18 protein-coding genes are annotated in these 20232 nt (G+C 31.6%); 3 read left to right on the top strand and 15 right to left on the bottom strand.

Translation table 11 applies throughout. The features are described 5' to 3' along the window. Window positions 1–66 precede the first annotated feature (66 nt). Window positions 67–291, top strand: coding sequence for a DUF5808 domain-containing protein (locus tag FLA105534_RS22240; protein WP_173968273.1), 225 nt, complete (start codon window positions 67–69; stop codon window positions 289–291). Window positions 292–312: 21 nt separating this feature from the next. Here the strand turns inward: FLA105534_RS22240 and FLA105534_RS22235 are convergent, their stop codons facing one another. Together FLA105534_RS22235 and FLA105534_RS22230 are read right to left on the bottom strand one after the other, a co-directional pair. Beyond that, window positions 313–1173, bottom strand: coding sequence for a glycoside hydrolase family 25 protein (locus FLA105534_RS22235; RefSeq protein ID WP_173968272.1), 861 nt, complete (start codon window positions 1171–1173; stop codon window positions 313–315). A 10-nt stretch (window positions 1174–1183) separates the two neighbouring features. Continuing rightward, window positions 1184–1900 (bottom strand): CDP-alcohol phosphatidyltransferase family protein, encoded by a 717-nt coding sequence (locus FLA105534_RS22230; RefSeq protein ID WP_173968271.1) that lies wholly within the window; start codon window positions 1898–1900, stop codon window positions 1184–1186. Between the two features lie 212 nt (window positions 1901–2112). On the opposite strand from FLA105534_RS22230, the gene FLA105534_RS22225 reads away from it, so the two are divergent. Then, on the top strand, window positions 2113–3180 hold the full coding sequence (locus FLA105534_RS22225) for a putative type IX sorting system protein PorV2 (RefSeq protein WP_455424121.1): 1068 nt from the start codon (window positions 2113–2115) through the stop codon (window positions 3178–3180). 37 nt (window positions 3181–3217) lie between these two features. Beyond that, window positions 3218–4354, top strand: coding sequence for a lipoprotein N-acyltransferase Lnb domain-containing protein (locus tag FLA105534_RS22220; protein ID WP_173968270.1), 1137 nt, complete (start codon window positions 3218–3220; stop codon window positions 4352–4354). A gap of 1 nt (window position 4355) precedes the next feature. Here the strand turns inward: FLA105534_RS22220 and FLA105534_RS22215 are convergent, their stop codons facing one another. The 13 genes from FLA105534_RS22215 to FLA105534_RS22155 all read right to left on the bottom strand — a co-directional run bounded on the left by FLA105534_RS22215 (window position 4356) and on the right by FLA105534_RS22155 (window position 20226). Beyond that, window positions 4356–5750, bottom strand: a complete 1395-nt coding sequence (locus FLA105534_RS22215; RefSeq protein ID WP_173968269.1) for an exopolysaccharide biosynthesis polyprenyl glycosylphosphotransferase — start codon at window positions 5748–5750, stop codon at window positions 4356–4358. A 56-nt stretch (window positions 5751–5806) separates the two neighbouring features. Next, window positions 5807–7156, bottom strand: coding sequence for an O-antigen ligase family protein (locus FLA105534_RS22210; protein WP_173968268.1), 1350 nt, complete (start codon window positions 7154–7156; stop codon window positions 5807–5809). Beyond that, window positions 7156–8232 (bottom strand): glycosyltransferase, encoded by a 1077-nt coding sequence (locus tag FLA105534_RS22205; protein ID WP_173968267.1) that lies wholly within the window; start codon window positions 8230–8232, stop codon window positions 7156–7158. The genes FLA105534_RS22210 and FLA105534_RS22205 overlap by 1 nt, the downstream gene beginning before the upstream one ends. Next, window positions 8229–9347 (bottom strand): glycosyltransferase, encoded by a 1119-nt coding sequence (locus FLA105534_RS22200; protein WP_173968266.1) that lies wholly within the window; start codon window positions 9345–9347, stop codon window positions 8229–8231. The genes FLA105534_RS22205 and FLA105534_RS22200 overlap by 4 nt, the downstream gene beginning before the upstream one ends. Then, window positions 9348–10328, bottom strand: coding sequence for a glycosyltransferase (locus FLA105534_RS22195; protein WP_173968265.1), 981 nt, complete (start codon window positions 10326–10328; stop codon window positions 9348–9350). Further along, window positions 10325–11338, bottom strand: a complete 1014-nt coding sequence (locus tag FLA105534_RS22190; protein WP_173968264.1) for a glycosyltransferase family 2 protein — start codon at window positions 11336–11338, stop codon at window positions 10325–10327. The genes FLA105534_RS22195 and FLA105534_RS22190 overlap by 4 nt, the downstream gene beginning before the upstream one ends. 6 nt (window positions 11339–11344) lie before the next feature. Then, a complete protein-coding gene (locus tag FLA105534_RS22185; RefSeq protein ID WP_173968263.1) occupies window positions 11345–12214 on the bottom strand; it encodes a hypothetical protein in 870 nt (289 codons plus the stop codon). A 6-nt stretch (window positions 12215–12220) separates the two neighbouring features. Beyond that, window positions 12221–13651, bottom strand: coding sequence for a hypothetical protein (locus FLA105534_RS22180; RefSeq protein ID WP_173968262.1), 1431 nt, complete (start codon window positions 13649–13651; stop codon window positions 12221–12223). 192 nt (window positions 13652–13843) lie between these two features. Beyond that, window positions 13844–15379, bottom strand: coding sequence for a glycosyltransferase family 2 protein (locus FLA105534_RS22175; protein ID WP_173968261.1), 1536 nt, complete (start codon window positions 15377–15379; stop codon window positions 13844–13846). Further along, entirely contained in the window at window positions 15379–16551 is a 1173-nt protein-coding gene (locus tag FLA105534_RS22170) for a glycosyltransferase family 4 protein (RefSeq protein WP_173968260.1), read from the bottom strand. The genes FLA105534_RS22175 and FLA105534_RS22170 overlap by 1 nt, the downstream gene beginning before the upstream one ends. Before the next feature lie 3 nt (window positions 16552–16554). Further along, window positions 16555–17877, bottom strand: a complete 1323-nt coding sequence (locus FLA105534_RS22165) for an alpha-1,2-fucosyltransferase (RefSeq protein WP_173968259.1) — start codon at window positions 17875–17877, stop codon at window positions 16555–16557. Between the two features lie 34 nt (window positions 17878–17911). Further along, complete coding sequence (locus FLA105534_RS22160; protein WP_173968258.1) at window positions 17912–18793, bottom strand: hypothetical protein; 882 nt, start codon at window positions 18791–18793, stop codon at window positions 17912–17914. Further along, window positions 18793–20226 carry an MBOAT family O-acyltransferase gene (locus tag FLA105534_RS22155; protein ID WP_173968257.1) on the bottom strand — a complete coding sequence of 478 codons (1434 nt, stop codon included), beginning with the start codon at window positions 20224–20226 and terminating at the stop codon, window positions 18793–18795. The genes FLA105534_RS22160 and FLA105534_RS22155 overlap by 1 nt, the downstream gene beginning before the upstream one ends. Window positions 20227–20232 lie beyond the last annotated feature (6 nt).

Genomic DNA, 20232 nt, shown 5'->3' with positions numbered 1-20232 from the left:
TGGTAAAAAGTAAAATGTAAATTACTTTTTACCATTTTTTTTTACATCTTATATTTTACAATTAGTATGAAATCAGAAGAACAAAAACCAACTCAGGAAGATTACAACAATTGGCATAAAGACCCAAATAATTGGTATTTAGGCTGTTTTTACTACAATCCAAAAGACAAACGATTACTCCCTCCGAAAAGGATTCAATGGATGGGCTATACAATAAACTTCGCCAATCCTTACTCCGTTTTACTTTTATTACCGCTCTTAATAATGATCGTTTTGGTTTTATTGAAATAAATCACACCTGAGACCAGACTCTCACTCCACTGTTATAAACTGTAATTGCTCTAAATCTCCATTATAGATATTCACATCTACACTGTGCTTGATTCCCGGCAAAGAGGCTTTTTCTGTAAATTGCCAGAACAACCAGTCTTCTTCAATCTTCTCTCTGTAGAAATTATAGTTGGCAATCCAGAATAAATACTCTCCAAATTCTTCTTTCAGAAAATCACCATAATAACGCTCTCCGGTATAAATAATCGGACGCACCTGATAATGCGCCTCAACCTTATTCAACCAGCGTTTTAATCCTTTCTTTAAACTGTCTAGTGATTGGTTTTTAGGCAATCTTTCGATATCTAAAACCGGAGGCAGATCCCCTTTTTGTAATTTTACTGTTTTAATAAACAAATCTGCCTGTTCTATCGAATTTTCGTTGGGACGGTAATAGTGATAAGCCCCTCGAATAATTTTATGCTTTTTCGCACCTAACCAATTGTGCATAAACTGCCTATCGACTTTGTTATTTCCTGCAGTAGCCCGGATAAAAACAAACTGGACCGGGTATTTTTCTTCCAAAACCTCAACTTCACTCCAATGTACGGTTCCCTGAAATTCAGAAACGTCAATACCGATTACTTTTCCTTTGTGATTTTCCAGAACCTGAACATTTCTAACATCAGAAAGATGTTTCTCTACAGCATCTTCTTCCAGAACTTTATTTGATTTAAAGCCCAGATAATAAGCAAGCCCATCACGATAATGATAAACTGTCGCAAAAAAAAGCAATACTAAAAAAGAGTAAATAATAAAACGAAGTCCGCTCGCTAAAATCGACCTCTGAGGTTTCGATTTTCGGGAGTAAGAAGCTCTTCGGGTGGTCGTTTTTCTTGCCATTCCAATAAAACTACTTTTTCAAAAAGATATTATTCACTACTGAAAGCAACACATAAATGATAATAATTAACGGAATTGCCATGTACTGCAATAACACCACCAAAACCAAACAAATCAATAAAAATACAACTTGCAGGACATTATCTTTTACAGTAAACTTTTTAATCTTTAAAGCGAACAATGGAATTTCGGCATTTAAAATATAAGCACTGCATAAAGTAATTCCCAAAAGAACCCAATGATTGGTTAACATTTCAAATATAAATAATGAATCAGAGAAATCGATAACTAATGGAAGGCTTAAAATAAAAAGCGCATTCGCCGGAGTTGGCAAACCTATAAACGAATCAGTCTGACGTGTATCAATATTAAAATTAGCCAATCGGTAACAAGAACCTAATGTTACAATAAATCCAAGAAAAGGAACGATTGTTAAGGCAACTTCATTGTTCGGGTCAGCACTTTTTAAAAACAAACTGTACATTACATAACCCGGAACAACACCACTGGTTACCATATCTGCTAACGAATCTAACTGCAATCCAAGCGGACTTGAAACTTTGAACAATCGGGCAAAAAAACCATCAAAAAAATCAAAAAAGATCCCTAAGGAAACCATGCAAAAAGCCATTAAAAAGTTCTCTTGCGAAACAAAAACAACAGCAATACAGCCGCAGAATAAGTTGATTAATGTGATTAAATTAGGAATGTGTTTTTTAATGTTCATGATTTATATTTTTAACAAATGGTGAAGGGCAAATTTCGTATAAATAAGCGACATTAATAGCAAAAATTTCTATTAAAATTCTCTCCTTTCAAAAGCTTTGTAAACATTTTTATATGAAAAATTTAAGTTTTACAATAATTTGAATTAGATGACTAAAATATTATATTTTTGATAAAAATTAAAACAGACTTCGGTTTGCAAAAAAATATCCGTTGAAGAAAATCTTTGTGTTTTTATTATTTTGGAGTTGTACGCTACAGTATGCACAAACCGTTCGAAAGTATTCGAATGAATTTATGAATATTGGTGTTGACGCAGCTGCTTTGGGGATGTCGGGTGCTGTAGTTTCTTCTACAAATGATGTTAATTCTGTTTATTGGAATCCAGCCGGCCTGACCCATCTTGAAGATCATCAAATTTCATTGATGCACGCCAATTATTTTGCGAATATTGCACAATATGACTACATAGGATACGCAAGTCCGATTGATGACAGAAGTGCCTGGGGAATTTCGATGATTCGTTTTGGAGTTGATGATATTATGGATACCACTCAGTTGATCGATAATCAGGGAAATATCGATTACAATCGAATCAGACTATTTTCGACTGCAGATTATGGTTTTACTTTTTCATACGCAAGAAAATTACCCGTAGACGGTTTTCAATATGGAGTGAATGCTAAAGTAATCAGACGAATTATTGGAAAATTCGCCAATTCCTGGGGTTTTGGTTTTGACTTTGGTCTTCAATTTGAAAGAAATGGGTGGAATTTTGGTTTGATGCTTCGCGATATTACCACTACTTATAATGTATGGAATATTGATGAGAAGGAATATGAAAAAATTGCCAATGCTATTCCAGGAGAAAACAATGAATTACCAGAGAGCACTGAGATTACTTTACCGAAAGCTCAACTGGGAATTTCTAAAAAAATTGAATTCCACAACGATTATAGTCTTTTGGTTGCAACCAATTTGAATATGCGCTTTGAGCAAACCAATGATATTATTTCGACAAAAGCAGTCAGTATTGATCCTGCTCTGGGTTTTGAGTTTGGTTATACCGATCTTGTTTTTTTAAGAGCAGGAGCAGGAAATTTTCAAAATGTAACTCAATTAGACAACACTGAAAAGCTAAACTTCCAGCCTAATATAGGCCTTGGTTTCAAGTACAAAGGCATTCAGGTCGACTATGCTTTGACAGATTTAGGAAATCAAAGTACAGCTTTGTACTCTAATATTTTTTCTTTAAAAGTAGATTTAGGTATCTTTAGATAATATTTGTTGACCTTTAAACTTCTTAACATTTTAAATTATGAAAAATGTCCTTTTCAAAAAAACACTTTTTAGTTTACTATCATTACTAAGTTATGTGGGGTTTAGCCAGAATATACCTTTATCAAAAGAAGCTAAAATAAGTGTTATTACCTGCGGACTGGGTAATGAAAGTTATACTTATTTTGGTCATACTGCAATTCGTGTCGCTGACCCGGTTAACAATATAGATGTTGTTTACAATTATGGTAATTTTGATTTTAGAACACCTAATTTTGTTGCTAAGTTCGCAAAAGGTGATTTACAATATTTTGTAAGCGTACGATCATTTCCAGATTTTGTAAATGATTATACTACCGAAAAGAGAAGTGTTTTTGAACAAGAGCTTATTATACCTCAAGATCAGAAACAAAAACTTTTCGACAACTTAAATGCAACCGCACTCTCTGAAGATCGTTATTACACTTATAAATTTATTGACAAAAACTGTACTTCAATGGTAGTTGATGTCATCAATAAATCGCTAAATGGAAATGTTGTAACTAAAAAAGGAGATACAACTGAAACGTATCGATCAATCCTATTTCCATATTTCAATGAGCATTTTTATGATCAGCTTGGAACTAGCATTATTTTCGGAACCAAAGTAGACCAACCGGGAACCAGGATCTTTTTACCTTTCGAATTAAAAAGCAGTTTAGAGAAAACTACTTTTCAGAATCATCCTTTAGTCAGCAAAAGCAAAACTGTGCTAAATTTTGAAAAAGAAACACCAAGTTCATGGTGGAATAATATTTATACCTATCTCCTTATACTAGCTTTTGTTGTTTTGGCGCACAATAAAGTAGTTGATAAAATCTATCTTTTGATCTTATCTTTTATAGGAATCTTTTTTGTTACTATCGGATTCTATTCGCTTCACCAGGAATTGACGATGAATTACAATGTACTTTTATTTAACCCACTTTTATTGGTATTAATCTTTTTTTCATTTTTAAAGAACAAAAGATGGACATACCGATTGGCAGCTTTACATTTACTACTTTTGGTAGTTTACGCCATTTTTATGATTAATAAAGCGCATTTTTTCATTGTTTTACCAATGATAATCACAAGCGGATTTGTTTTAGTAAGAGTAGCCATTCGAAATAAAAAGCGTATTCCGATTATTATTTAAACTACTGTCCACGATAAAATAAAACGGTAGTAATCGTTTTAAAAGTAATACTTAAATCGAGAAATATGCTGCGGTGTTTGATGTAGTACAAGTCGTATTGCAGCTTTATTAAACTTTCATCAATAGATTCGCCATAAGAATAATTCACTTGTGCCCAACCGGTAAGTCCCGGTTTCACAACATGTCTGGTTTCATAAAAAGGCATAATTCGCGCTATTTCATCCACGAAAAATGGTCGTTCAGGTCTTGGTCCGATAACAGCCATATCGCCTTTTAGAACATTAAAAAACTGCGGTAATTCATCTATTCTTGATTTACGCATCATTTTACCAAAAGGAGTAACCCGTTTATCATTTGAACTGGCGAAAACAATCCCATTAGACTCTGAGTTTTCTACCATGGTTCTAAACTTATAGATTTTAAAAATAACTCCGTTTTTACCTACACGTTCCTGTGTGTAAAACAAAGCTCCTTTATTAGCTACTAGATTCGTGATAAAAATAAAAGGAATAAAAAGGAAGCAAATAAACAACCCCGTGATTGAAAACAAAAATTCTAATAGGCGAACAAAAAACAGGTATAGCTTATTGTTATTATTTCTGCTAAAAGGGAAAAATCTATAAAAATCTCGGGCTATATAATGAACCGGAATACGTTGTGTTTTGCTTTCGTAAACCTGCGTATATTCCCGAATAATATTTCCTGATTCTAATAAATGAAGTAATTGTTGGTATAGATCGGCTGTAATTCCATCTGTTTTTTGAGAAGCGATAACAATCTCTGAAACCTGATTCTGAATAACAAACTCTTCTAAATCTTTCTTCTTAATTTCTTTTACGTAGTGGAAGTTTAAATCTTCTTCTGAAATAGTATCTGAATTTACAAAACCAATAATTCTATAGTGCGGATCAACATTCTCAAGTCCTAAAACCAATTCTTCAACCTGATTCTGGTCACATATTAAAACTACATTCTGAGAAAAACGATGTGATGCCAAAAAGTAAACATAAAACAAACGCCACAATAGCAATGTAACAAGTATCGTAAAATAAAAAATTACGATAATCAATCGCTGCTTAGGCAATACAGGTGCTAAAATCGGAGTAAACAAATAGGCCAGGCTTGAAGCTGTAGCCGTAAAAATTACACTTTGAAGAATTTGCAACTGATTACTGGCTACCTGTAAATTGTACATTTCGAATATTACTCCAAAAGCATATACATAACTTAGAAGCAATAGTATACCAGGGAAATTGCTTTTATCAAAAACAAAGTAATTATAGTGAAATAATAAACTCAACAGATATAATGCTGACAAAATAAAAACAACATCGAAAACAAGAAGTAATACTCTCCTTTCCGAAATTTCGAAATGCATTTTACGATTTGTAAACATTTAGTAAGTTTGTTAGGGGCTTAAACTTGAGACAAATGTATTATAAAAAAAAGAACTTAATCGACGGAATTTTCTGTTTTTTCAGGAATTTTAACCTGAACAAAAAGTAATGACAGTGCATATACGAAAGCCGGTGCTGCAGTACGCATAGCAGCGTGATTTATGGTTAAAAGCCAAAAAACGAAAAACGAAAAAAAGTATAAATGCTGCCGATTTTTAAGATACAAAATCAAAGGTGCTACAAAAATCAATAAAATTCCCAAAACGCCAAACAAACCATGCTCACTAAGCATTCGGGTAATCTCATTGTGTGAAGCAACTTCTTCACCGAATACTTCTTTTCGAATTTGTTTACCCATTCCGGCTCCGACTCCTAAAATGGGGTTTTCTACAAAAAGTTTTAATTCTTCATTAATGATTTGCTCTCTTCCGCCCAAACGATCTTTTTTTTGTCTACCTCTCTCATCCTGATTGGCATAACGTTTCTCAATAAGTCCATTCGTTTGAAAAGAAGAGTATCCCCATACTCCAATACCCATTAGTCCTGTTAGAATAAAAACCAGAACAAACTTCTTTTTCCCTCTGGTATTAGAAAAGCGGTACAACAGAAGCAATAAACAAACAATCATAACCAATGCTGTTATAACCCCACCCCTTGAAAAAGTCACGATACCTCTGTAGGTCAAAAAAATCAGTAATCCTCCATTCAAGATCAGCATCTTTTTCGATTTAGAGAATAGTATCAGTTGAGTAAAAAAAATAAAGATCCCCAATCCTAAAATCGTTGAAACCTGATTTGGTCCAAACCCCCCTGAAGTCTCAAAATTAGATTGGGTTCCGGTAACGACATCTCTAACGCTTGGATTATATAAAAACAAATAAACAGTAGTGCTAACGATTGGTAATCCCATTGCAATTAGGACATTTTGTAAATCAACAAATAAAATTTTTCTTTTATACATGTATAAAGAACATACTGCCAAACAGACGGGGCCCGACAAATTGAAAACTAGTGATTTTTTAACATCTACAGAAGCATTAAGAACTGTAGCCGTAATTAAAACCCCTGGAATTAACAGCATCAAAAAGAAACAATATAGTAATGCAGTAGTTGAAAAATTACTATATATCATGCCTAGTAACATGAAAAAAATTACCGTAACCTTTACAAATTCATTATTAAAGTTTCCACCTGTCATCCTTAAAAGAACCTCAACTCCAACTAAATAAGCGGCAACAAAAATGACCTCATTATTTTTATTTCTACTTCGATAAACAATAAAAAAACCAACAACAGGAATTAAAAGAGCGTATATTTTAGATAAAAAAGGAACTGCAAAAATCACTAGAGCAATTACTGCGTGTAGTAAAAGAAGGTAATTATAAGACAAAGAAAAACTTTTCATTATTTACTTATTTTATAGGCCAAAATTAACTTTTCGATTACAATTTCTTCCGAATAATTCTCTAAAACAGATTTATTAAAATTATCTCCCATTTTCTCTCTAAAAATTTCGTCTTCTATTAATTTTAACAATTGATTCTTTACTTCAGAAATTGAGGACGGATCAAACAACAACCCATTACGATTATTTTGAATAATTATGGAGCAATACCCAGCATTTGTCGAAATAACTGCCAGATTCGCTAATGCATACTCTATTAATGTCACTGGAAACCCTTCGTCTGTTGATGCCAAAACTCCTATTGAAGCTTGAGACAGTATATTTTTAACATCGTTCTGTTCTCCATACAGATGTATGCAGTCCTGCAAAGAATTTGATTCTATAAATTCTTTTAAAATACAGGAATAAGAATCATTATAATCTTTACCTATCAAGTGAAGAGTCCAGCCATATTCCCTTAATTTTAAATCCAGAAATACCTCCAGTATTAAAATATGATTTTTGGGTCTTTTTAAATTTGCTAAAAAAACAATCCTTTTACCTTCTTTGCCTTTCAGATTAGTAATTTGCCGACTTTCCAATTCTGAAACTGCAAAATTAGGAATAAAAACCACTCTTGAACACTTCATATTTTTTTTACTCCAGCTTTCTAATTGATGATTCACTACAAAAATGGAAGAAAAAAAAACGGATAAAAAAATTAAAACTTTGTTTTCTTCCTTAGCTTCTTTAGCTCTAATCCCATAATGGTCATGCCAGATAATTTTTATTCCCGGCAGTGTCAATTTAACCAATACAGCAATAAAAAAAGAAGAACTGTGTGCATGAATTATCTCAATTTTATTTGTGGTTAAGTAATTTCTTAAACGAAAAATTGCACTAAAATCTATTCGATTTTTCTTTTTTAGGAATAAATAAGATACTTGAGGATCGATTTGTTTCTTTAAAGCTCCTTCGCTTCTCGTTGCTATTAAGCCCGAAAACTGTACTTTCTTCCCCAATGCATTAGCATAATTAACAGCCATTCGCTCTGCTCCGCCAGCATTTAAAGAGTCTATGATTTGAACAATTCTCATTTTACTAACAGCTTTTGTATCTCAGCTTCAAAAACATCTGCGGTATAATTTTGAGACCAACTTGCAGCTAATTGACTTTTCATATCAAAACTACTATGAACATCAATTAATTTTTCAATTTGTTTTATATCCTGGTCTAAATTCATTTCTAACAAAATACCTCTCTTCCCAAAATCTAACATAAAAGGCAAACATGAAACCTTACTTACAATAGGAACACATCCCCAAAACATGCCCTCAGCAATGGCTTTTGGCCAACCTTCACTTTTTGAAGGCAAGATCACAAAATGGCTGTTTTGATATGCTTTTTTAATTATTTCATGATTTTGGTTCCCATGTAAAAAAATGAAGTTCTGAAGGTTATTGCTCTGAATGTAACTTTCTATTTTCTTTCTTTCTGGCCCTTCACCGTATAAATTCAAAACTACATTTGCTTCTTTTTTTGACAGTTTTTCCACTAATTTTATACTATACAGCGGGTTTTTTCCCAAAACTAAACTACCAACAAAAATGAATTTTATTGACGAATCAAAACTTGTTTTCGCAACGATTTCTTTCTCAGACTCTAAATAGGTGGCTGTAAAAAAAGGCTTTATGTTTTTTGACTGGTTTTCCCAACTTCCATACACCAGCACCTGCATTTTTCGTGTTAAAAATTCATTACTCAAAATCCATTTTTGAATTTTATAAGTCAAAGGCTGTTTACTTTTTGGATCCCAATTTCCGGCATATTTTGCTGTTTTCATTTTCCACGGAAATAAAATCTGAACCAAACAACCAATTAGTCCCATATTCCCCGGGCAACGTAAATGAATGTAATCGGCATTTTTCATAGCCTTAAATACCTCCCAAAAAATCGTTGGTAATTTCAAAATTGAACTCAAACTATTCTTAATCGTAATAAAATTAAAATCGGCTGTTTCTCTAAAATCGATTTTATTGTGCTTGTAGGGAATATCTATTGCTGTTGGCTCCCCTTTTTGCAATGGAGCTACAATAATCACCTCATCAACAGCTCTAAGCCATATATTCATTTCCCGAATATAGGGTGCGTAACCAAAAAACAGTCCCTGTTTAGAAAGGTGCGAGACATGACTAATTAATACAAATTTCATTTATTTTTTTTCTATTAATCTGGAAATAACTTTACATGGAGTAAGATACGTATCAAAATAATTTCTACTTTCGACTTCCAGTTTTCTTTTAAAGCTGACATCAGTAGTTAATTTTTCAATTGCCTGGTTAATTTCACTTTGATTTTCAACGTACATTAAGTGCTTTTCATTTACTAAAACTTCTGGCAATTTATTGCGATGAGAAGTGGTGATAATTGCTTTTCCCAGAGCCAGAAATTCAGCTAATTTCCAACCATGACAAGATAAAACTGCCGGTGTATTAAATACAAAAGCCGACCTTTTACTCTTTTTTATATACAGCCTCAAAGGAATTGTTTTTGAGTACACCAAATCATCCAACCCTAAATTGTCTCCATTACTTCTTGCTACAAACCCCCCTTCAAAACGAAGTAACGGACTGTTCTTACAAGTTTCTATAAATAAAGCTCTGTTTTTATTGGTTTCGCTTTCCTTTTTCCATATGCTATTTAAAAAAAAGACTTCGTTTTTTGAGGATTGAGTTAAATGGTAACTTTTTAGTTGCAGCCTTTTATATTGCCTCCAATAGTTGGCAACAAACTCTCTTTTATTAGTGATAGAATTTTTAAATCGAATAAAATTTAGAAATAAATAATACAATGTTTTCAATAAACTCCAGATTCTAACCCCAAAACTTGGCCCAATAGCCATAATTTTTCTTGAGCTTTCGATAGGTAAATGATACTCATTACAATTCACTTTCCCATAAACATCACACCACTCTAATTCAGCTAAATGAATCTGATTAGAATCTTTTGAATCAATAATAATTTTCTTTGAATAATTTTCCTTTTCAACAATAAATGCAAAGGTACCCTGATTGAATTTGGGAAACTTAGCAATATTAAATTCAAATTCTTTATAAAGTTCTTTAATCCCTTGAATATAATATCCATCATAAAAAACATCACAAAGTCCATAAACATAAACTTTTGTTTTCATCGCAATACTTTGGGTTTATTATATACTAAAGTACACCAGCCAATACTTCTGCCTATTGCCTCAGTAAAAGGCATTTTCTTATTCTCAGCTGTAAGTATGTTCGTAAATCGTATTAAGGTTAGTAAAACAGTTATTGCATTCCATTTGAAACGATCTTTTAAACTTGGATTTGCGTTTTTAACGCGCCAAACGTACCATCCGTTTCTTACTACCATTTTTCCGTACTGATATTGGTTGGGACGTCCTGAAGGAGCATGAAAATGTGACAACTGTGCTTTGGTATTGATTGTGTTTTTACCAAAACTCAACGCTCTTATACTAAAATCTGCATCTTCATATAACCCATAACCTTCAAAAAATTTGGAAAATTTAATATTCTCAACAACAGTTCTTCTAAATGCCATTGACATTCCAATTAGCAAATCGACTTCATATATTTTTCCTGTCAAAGGAAATCCAGAAGTTCTTCCATGTGAAAAATTTGGCATCTTTCCAGAACCTAAACCGGCACCAAGACCTAAATAATTTCTAACAACATTGCGAGTTCCCTCTTTATAAAAATAATTTTCAAATAGAAAATACTTTTTTCTGTTATAGAAAGAGTCTTTAATTTGAGGTCTCCATTTATAATCATTAACAGCCACTCCTCCAACTCCAGTAACATCTAAGTGATTTTGAAAGGTTTTAATAATCTCAGAAAAATAATCCGGTTCTAAAACCGTATCATCGTCCAAAAAACAAACTATTTCGCTGTCTTTATTTATTTTAGATATACCGATATTTCTTTGTTTTGTCAGCCCTCTGTTTTCTTGCGAAACTAAAATATATTGTAACCCCTGAAATGAATTTTCATTAATTATCTTTTCTGTTTCTTTATTTGTAGAACCATCAATAACTAGTATCTCATTCGGATATAGTTTTTGTTTCTGAACAGATTGCAGCAGATTTAATAATTGTTTCGGGCGCATGTAGGTACAAACTACTAAGGAAAAGTGTACTTGTAAATTCATTGTATTTTATACTTTTAAAACCACGAAAATATTTCCTGCTGTTAATTCTTTATCTGAATATTTGCGATAATCCTCATGAAGTTGAACTTTCTTAAACAAATCATACTTTGGTGTTCCTGATATCAAACTGTCAGATTCTAAATGAACAATTTCGTAATTGTATTTCTTAAAAATTTCCAAAAACTGAGGCAATCTTAAACGATTGTGATAATCAAATTTAGTGTGAATTCTATTCCATTGTTCTTTGCTGTACTGCAAAAAATCCTGTAAGGATAAAGTACTATCACCATGTTGCCTTAAATCGCTTGGCGAAATAAAATGAATAATGTAGGTTCCTTTTTTAAGTTCGGCTCTCATCTTCCGATGTAAAATATCTACATCATTCTCGTTCATATGCGAAAGAACATAACGCGAAAACACAACATCAATATCCGGAAGTTCATTTGTTACAATGTTATGATCCGGAAAATACTCAATTCCGTTTGGAAGTGCATATTTACTACTAAAATTGGGTATCACATCAAATCCATATCTTTCAGAAAAAAGACCATTTAATTTCAGAATCGTTTCTTTTTTAAAGTGTTTGTTAATATCATAAGTAGCTATCCTTTTAACCTCCAATTTATACTTAAAGAAATAGGGCATTCCCGGAAACCAACCTGAACCAAACTCAAAAACTGTTTTATCTTTTAAATCAATATTCAAATCATTTAAAACTTTTGAAAGCCTGGAATAAGTCGATTCGACACTTTTTAGGCGGTCTTCTAACGTCATTTTATCAAAAGAACTCTGAATTTTATGATAGCAATAATCATCTACTTTATTGGGCAACAAAGCGAGAGTTTTAAACAATATTGTTTTTAGTTTATGATTCATTTTATATTAAATTACTTTTCGCATTTCTAAACCTGTGGCGCTTTTTTCAAACAAGTTCCCATCTATATCTATATCAAAAACTATTTTCTCAAAACCTTTCCAATACGCAATAAGCTCTGAAAGTGTTGGATTCCAAACTTCCTTATTTTTGATTTTCTCTGATAGAAATTGGAATCTCTCGGCAACTTTCTCGTCTATTTTTGTTGGGGATGAAAATAATTTCCCGCTATGGTATTCCATTGGAACTGAAAAATAGGTATGTGCAATAAAAACTCCTTTTTCGTTTATCAATGTTTTTATATTTTCTTCTGATAACGATTTTTTAAAATCTAACATTTCTAGGGTCTGAAATATATAGAATTCTTTATCTTCAAAATTATGTTTAAATAGAATTGGCGAATATTTAGCCAATCTATAAGGTCTAAACTTATTGGTATTCCAAAATAAAAAGACGGAGAAAACAGAAGCGCCAAGTTTAAGAGAATCTTTCATTAATAGAAAAATCGATTCCCATTTTCTTTGAAAGACTATTTTTTTAAAGTTTGTTACGGTATTCCTATATTTCTGAATATTATCCTCGTCATTGTAATAATGAAAAATACTGTTTTTAATCATCAATTGCATTTTCTTAATCAGTCCAAAATCTTTAATCCCTTTTAAAAAGACTGACAGAGTAAAATGTTGTGGGTTAAATTGATTTATCACCCCATTTGTTGCGGTTCCGGAATCTATGTAGTTCCACAAAACATCAATGTTTTTATTTTTCAAAATTGTCCCAAATTCTCCTTCGTTGATATCGTTTTTTTTAAAGAGTGATAAATTATAGGGTTGATATCCGTGATCAATCCAAACTTTTAAATTACTTGATGGTGGAACAAAGTATTTAAAATCATGTAAACTTTCAGCATTTGATTTTATAGATTGTGAAAGTGAATGGTAACACAATTCATGTCCGTCCTTACTCCATTCTAAAAGTTCCTCTTTTTGATTTTGGAAGGATGCGTTATTTGCTCTTTTAGAAAAATGGTTTAAGAAAAATCCTTTTGTTATCTTTATCTGATTTTCTTTAAAAAACGTTCTCTGAATGGTTAAATTTTCAGCTGTATCAAAATCACAATGATCCGTAAAACATGCAACTGCCGAAAATGGATATATTGATCTACTTAATTCAATAGCTTCTTTTTCAGGAAATAATAAAGCAGGGCTTTCGACAAAACTAAACTCTTGTTTGGCCTGTACTGTAGTTTTTCTATTTTGGCTCCCTGAAAAGATTGTAATAGGCGACGCTGATTCGGGATTGAATCTCCATAGTAAAACAGTTGGATCACGATGATCAATTTCCCAAATTCCACTTGTTATGTTTGCCTGAATAACCTTTTCATTTTGGAATTTTACAATTTTGGGACTAAATTCATTTGCGATAAAATTATTTTTCATTTTTTGCCATGTATATTCGTGACTGCGAAATTGTATTACCGGCTTTGAAAAAACAATTTTTATATCGAATGAATTACAATCTGAAAGATTAACCTGAGCTAAATCAATACTAACTTTGCGCGACTGATTATCAAACACGAGTGTCTGACTTTGCAAAGGTTTTATAACAGTAATAGATTTTATCAAGTTTTTTTATTTACTAATTAATTCATTTGCCCAATACAGGCTTTGTTTCCACTGCTTTTGGAAATTTTTATAATAACATAATGGATTTTTAATTGCCTGAACCTTATAAAATTTGAAAAATAAGATTATTTTATATCCACTTATTTGTTCTTCTGTTAAGTGTAATTGTTTATACAACATTATTGTAGGCGAAGGTTTGGGCTGAATTAGATCCTCTTTCCAGACTAAAACAGGTTTTGTCCTAAACCCTCCCATTGGGGCACTTAAATGTAAAATTTCAGGACCAGGAAAATATACGACGTCTGCTCCTGTATTACGCAATTGCATTCCAAAATCACTATCCTCTCCATAACCAAATTCAAACCCCATTCTAAAAGAAACTTTTTTAAGTAGCACGCTAGTCATAAAACTATTTCCTGACCCAAATATCGAAGCCTGATTTACAACATCAAACTCTTTTGTCTCGTTTTTCTTTAAATAACAGTTATTTACAACTGTTACACCAAATTTTCTACATTTTTCTAAAGTTTCTTTGATTAAGTCAGGAGCAAATCTGTTGTCATCGTCATTCAAAAAAACCCATTCGCTCTCTACTTGTGCTAATGCTAAATTTCTCGCATTACAAGCTCCTGCCTGATGTGTAAATGTATGTTTAATTTTAAATGGCCAACTTTCGGTTTGAAGATAGTCAAGTTCTGAAACACTTTCTAAATTTGTATTTTGTTCTACAATTATAACATTTTTGGGCAAATGACTCTGTACTGATAAATCTTTCAAAACATCGTATAAATATTGTTTTCGTCCAATAGTTGGAATTATTACATCAATAGTTTCTGTACTAAATACTTGCTTTGACGATTGAACTTCAATATGCTCTAACAAATCATTTTGCAATTTTCGTCTTCGATAAATAAGACAATACAGTAATGGAATAATACTCAGTTTTCTTTTAAACAGCAACAAGTTCAAAAACAACAAAAATACCCAGCGGGTTCTATAATGCTGTTTTACAAATCGAAATAAAGTATAGGTGTTTGTTTTCTGCTCTTTTAATTCTACAGTATTATCAATTAGTAATGATGGCTCTGAGTAACAAAAAAGTCCTTTCTCCATGGTCAATTTTGCCATAGAATGTAAAAAATAATCAAAATTAAAAGTCGTTTTAATTTTTCCGTTCAGAGCCAATAAAACAGAGGCATTAAGACCGCCAACAAGACTACTTGTCTGCCAGGTTGGATAACTAACTTTTTTATTAATTTTTATAAATGGTGATTCCTCGACATAACCAATAGAATCTGACAAGAACGATTTAGAAAATGGATTATAAGACGCCATTACTTTAGAATGATGAAAAACATCCTGAAATTTTGAAATATTTAAATTCGTTTTAAAATCAATATGGCACCAAACTATTAAACTATGGGGATGCAGGTCAGCCATTTCAAATAGCGTTTTTGCGATATTAACTTGCGAAAAATGCACTATTTTCTTTTCGAACTCTACCTCAACAACCTTATTTTTTTTATGATAAATAATTATCATTATGGCTTTAAATTTTGGTTGATTATTGTTTTATAAAATTCAATATTCTCTTGTACAACCTTATTAATATCAAATTTAGCTTCCACTCTTTCTCTGGCTTGTTCTCCTATCTTTAAGCAAAGCGATTCTTCTTTAAGCAATGCTTTAATTCTATTGGCAAATAAATCATGATCTGTAGGATGTACCAGATAACCGCTTTCTCCGTCGACTATAAGTTCTTGCGCCCAGCCAATATTACTATTAACGACTCCTTTTTTCATCGCCATAGACTCTATCGTAACCATTCCCAATGTTTCGGCAAAGGTTGGAAATACACAAACATTTGCTTTCTTTATATAGTTTTCGACTTCATTGTATGGAATTTTACCCAGGTATTCTACACTACTCAAATCATCCTTTTCAAATTGACTTTGCATCAATTGCCAGGTAGAGCTTGAATTTGTCTTGATGTCTCTGGAGTCACTGCCAATTAAAATTAGTTTTGCGTTGGGAAAATCGTTACGCACTTTGTTAAAAATAGCAGGCAGTTCTAAAACTCCTTTTTTACGAATTAAGGTTCCAACATACAAAACCAACCCTTTTTCGTAAATCGCAGGAGAATCGTTTGTAAAGTTTTGCAGTTTTAGTCCATAATGAATTGTCTTTATTTCTTTATTTTTTAACTTAAATATTTTCTTCGAAAGCGCTCCTGCAAAAGTAGTTGGCGCTACAAATCCTTTTGCTGTTTTGAGTGCTAGTTTTTCAGACCAATAATTTTTCGATTTCTGCTTTCTTCCTTCTAAATGACAAAAATAGGCATCACTGCCATGAAATCTAATTACTAACGGAATTTTAAAATTCATAAGCGCTGTTATTCCGGTCCAATCCGGCGCTTCAATAATATCAATCTTTTTTTTAGTAATGGTTTCGTTTATGACTGTTTCAATTTTTTTTCTGTTAAAATAAAATCTAAAAAAACGTGTTCTGCTATCGGTTAAACTATAAATCGTTACATTTTCTTCTTCAAGAATAAATTCTTTTTTTTGACCGTATATAAAAACTGAAACTTTAATTCCCAAAACATTAAGTTTCTCCACTAGATTATAAACACTTGTACCTAAACCTCCGTCGTGACCAAATGCCTTATGCGGATAATGTGATACTATATAAGCTATATGTAATTTGTCTGTCATAATTTATTTAATCGAAAGAATTTTTTTGATTCTCTTTTTTAGTTGTATTTCTTTTCGCATTACATATTTTTTAAGACTATAATGATATCCGCCTATACCAAAGAATTCACCTACACAAGAATACAATACAATATCATCTGAAAAAACATTCTCTGATTCTAGAAGTTTACATTTGTTTCGCTGCAAGTAAATATCAAAATTATGTTTGCCTGTTGTTGCTAGTTTTGGAAATGAAAAAATTCTCGAGAACAGGCCAAAATCTTTTTGAACTAAAAACTCGTTGTAATCAAATCTTTTCGAAACTTTGAACGTTTTAACAACTCTATTAATAACAATTTTACTTCCAGAATTTTTAAGTTTTAACCAGCCAACATACAGTAAAAAAGGCGGCAAAAAATAATCTTTCTTTAAAAAGTAGATATCCTCATGTACATCTATCTCATTTTTTCCAAAAACAATATTCACATCAAAATAATCACTGATATAATTTTTAATCGCTTCTGTATTATTTTTCGTTTCTATGCAAAAAGCTAAATTTTCCAGTTTAGGTTTATCATCACTATGATTGTAATTTATCCAGCTCTCCGGATAATAATCTTTATCATCTAATTCTAAACTTTTTAATCCATCAAAATTTTTATAAGGTCTTACTATTTTTGAATTGCTTTTTTGCCCTAACCATGCTGACCACCATGAAAAAGTAGAATTACTAATTACGAAATCATCGCATAATGATCCTAAACATAATTGTTCGGCTTCATTTAACTGATCCCCAAAAAAGGCATTTTCTAAAAATGAAAAATGAAATTTACAATATTTAATATCATCACTTAAAACAATCAAATTGCGGGCCTGCCAGTCGGGAAAAAAACGAGCTAAACTGTTAAGGTAATAATGTATAGGTAATTGAAGATAATCTGGATGGTCTACAAAATCTCCTCTTCGAATTGAAATTAAGATTGTAGGTTTAGTAAAGGCTTCCTGATATTTTTCCATTAACCGGTCAATTAAAACTTCTGAAAACTCAAAATAATGCTTCACTAATTCTTTATCAAAGTACTTTTCTGTCTGAAGCCAACCTGAAATATCATAGTTCTCTTTTCCTAATTCTCTTTTATAATAATTGTATTCTTTTTCTTCAACAGCTACAAAACTAAGCAGATCTGGTTCTAATAGCGGCAATTTATTCTTAAAATAGGACTGATATTTCCATTCTGGGAAAAGAAAATCTTGTCTGTTTTCAACTGCCAATCCTATAGTAGATGCAATTTGAAAAAGCTGATTCCCTAAATTTCCTTTCTTACCTAGTTTACTATATGTAATCATTTTGTAAAAATATGTACTACTAAATCTCCTAAAATTATTTATTAAAAAAATCCTTTATTATTTCAGCTGTAAACATCTTAGCTCCAGCATCATTCATATGTCCACAAGATGAAAAATATTTATTTTCTATCACAACATTTTCGTAGTTATAAATTTCAGGATAAGCCTTTTTTACCTTATCGAAATAATCCATTCCAACAACATTTTCACACATAGGTGTCATCACAGTTATTAAATTGATTTTATTTTCTTTGCAAATCTTTTTAATTTCTTCATAGTATTTATTGTGCGGCAACGGATTCAGATTAACAATATTATTTTTCATGTTCCCGTTTTTATGCTTCTCTAATGGGTAATAACCTAAATTTTCCCATACATTAGTTCTTTTGTTAATCGCAATGCAAAAAACTTCTCTGAAACCAATACCTTTTTCGTATTTTATATATCTATAAAACGGAACATAATACAATTCATTAAAATTTTCATAGGCTCTGAAATGTTCTTTTATGACATCAGAATTATGAATATAGGGTAAAAATTTAGCTGCAACCCCTTCAGATTCATGATCATTTGCAAGGTTTAAATCTGCTTCAAGTATGATATTTTTAATACGATACTTTCTTTCAACCATTAATTTTAATAGTAAGGCTGTTTCAAATAAATGCCCGCCACTCATTCCATAATTAACTGTTTCTAGTCCCTTGTCTTTAAACATCTCTGCTACAAAATGATTTTGTGCCCTAGAAGTCCCTAAAATTACAACATCGTAGTTTTGTGCCTTTGCGTTAAAAACTGTTTCTACTTTTCCTCTATTATTAGATTGCAGAAAAACATAAGTATACAAACCATCTAAAAATATGGCAATCAAAATAGTTATTATCAATATTTTGAATATATAAAATAGAAAATTCTTCATTAAAACTGAAAATATATAAATTCTTTGTAATCAGAAAAAGTTCCAAAAGCCAAAATAGCTGTTATTGCCAAGGCCAATTTTAAGAAGTTTCTTTTTCCGGAAATAGGCTCAACTTTGTTACGGTTATTCCATTCTACCAAAACGAACAAACCAATCATTGTTATTAATTCATAATTACTCCTATCGTTTGCCAAATATTGAAATTTAAACTCTCCATTAGAGATGATTCTTTTTAAATACAAAACCGCGTCCGTTACAGTTTTTGCCCTAAAAAATACCCACGCAATACAAGTGATAAAAAAAGTAATAAGAATACTGAACATTACTTTTACTGAATCCAAATTCCATTTTAACTCTACGGTATCTATATTATTTCGATTCTTATTGGACAAAAGTAATGGAAGAAAATAAGCTGCATTAATAAATCCCCAAGTAATGTACGTCCAATTGGCACCATGCCAAAATCCGCTTACAACAAAAATGATAAAAGTATTTCTAACTTTCATCCAAAGCCCTCCCTTACTTCCTCCCAATGGTATATAGAGATAATCACGAAACCACGATGAAAGCGAAATATGCCAACGTCGCCAAAACTCTGCAATATCTCTTGAAAAATAGGGATAATTGAAATTTCTCAATAAATCTAATCCAAACAATTTTGATACTCCCAGCGCAATATCTGAGTATCCTGAGAAATCTCCATATATTTGAAAAGCAAAATAAATGGCTCCCATAATTAAAGAGAAGGAATTCATTGTAGGGTAATGATCAAAAATGGCATTGGCATAAGTAGCGCAAGTATCTGCAATAACTACTTTTTTAACCAGTCCCCAAATAATTTGATAAACCCCTTCTTTAGCTTTTTCAAAATCAAACTCCCGTTTTACTTTTACCTGAGGCAATAAATGGGTTGCTCTTTCTATGGGACCAGCAACCAAAAGAGGAAAATAGCTCACAAATAAAGAATAATCAACAAAATTATGTTCTGCTTTGATACGTTTGTAATAAATATCAATAACGTACGATAATCCGTGGAAGGTATAAAATGAAATTCCGACCGGCAGAATTACATTCAATAAAATTGGGCTTGCTTTTAATCCTGCTGAATTTAATAATTCTGAAAACGAAGAGGCAAAAAAGTTATAGTATTTAAAGATTCCTAAAAATCCTAAATTGACTAAAATACTAAGCCAGAACCAAAACTTACGGCTTTTATCTGATTTTCCTTTTTCGATCTGAATTCCAGTGTAGTAATCCAGAAAAGTTGAAAAAACTAACAAAAACAGAAATCTCCAATCCCAACAGGAATAGAAATAGTAACTGGCAACAATTAATAAAGCATTTTGAGTGCTTTTGTTTTTATTAAAAACAAACCAATACAGAAAAAAAACGATTGGTAAAAAAATAGCAAAAGCTATTGAATTAAAAAACATAGAATA

This window comes from Flavobacterium collinsii (assembly GCF_902804485.1).
In the GTDB taxonomy this organism is placed as follows: domain Bacteria; phylum Bacteroidota; class Bacteroidia; order Flavobacteriales; family Flavobacteriaceae; genus Flavobacterium; species Flavobacterium collinsii.
The sequence above is the reverse complement of the archived record's forward strand: the minus strand, read 5'-3'. Positions and strand labels throughout refer to the sequence as shown.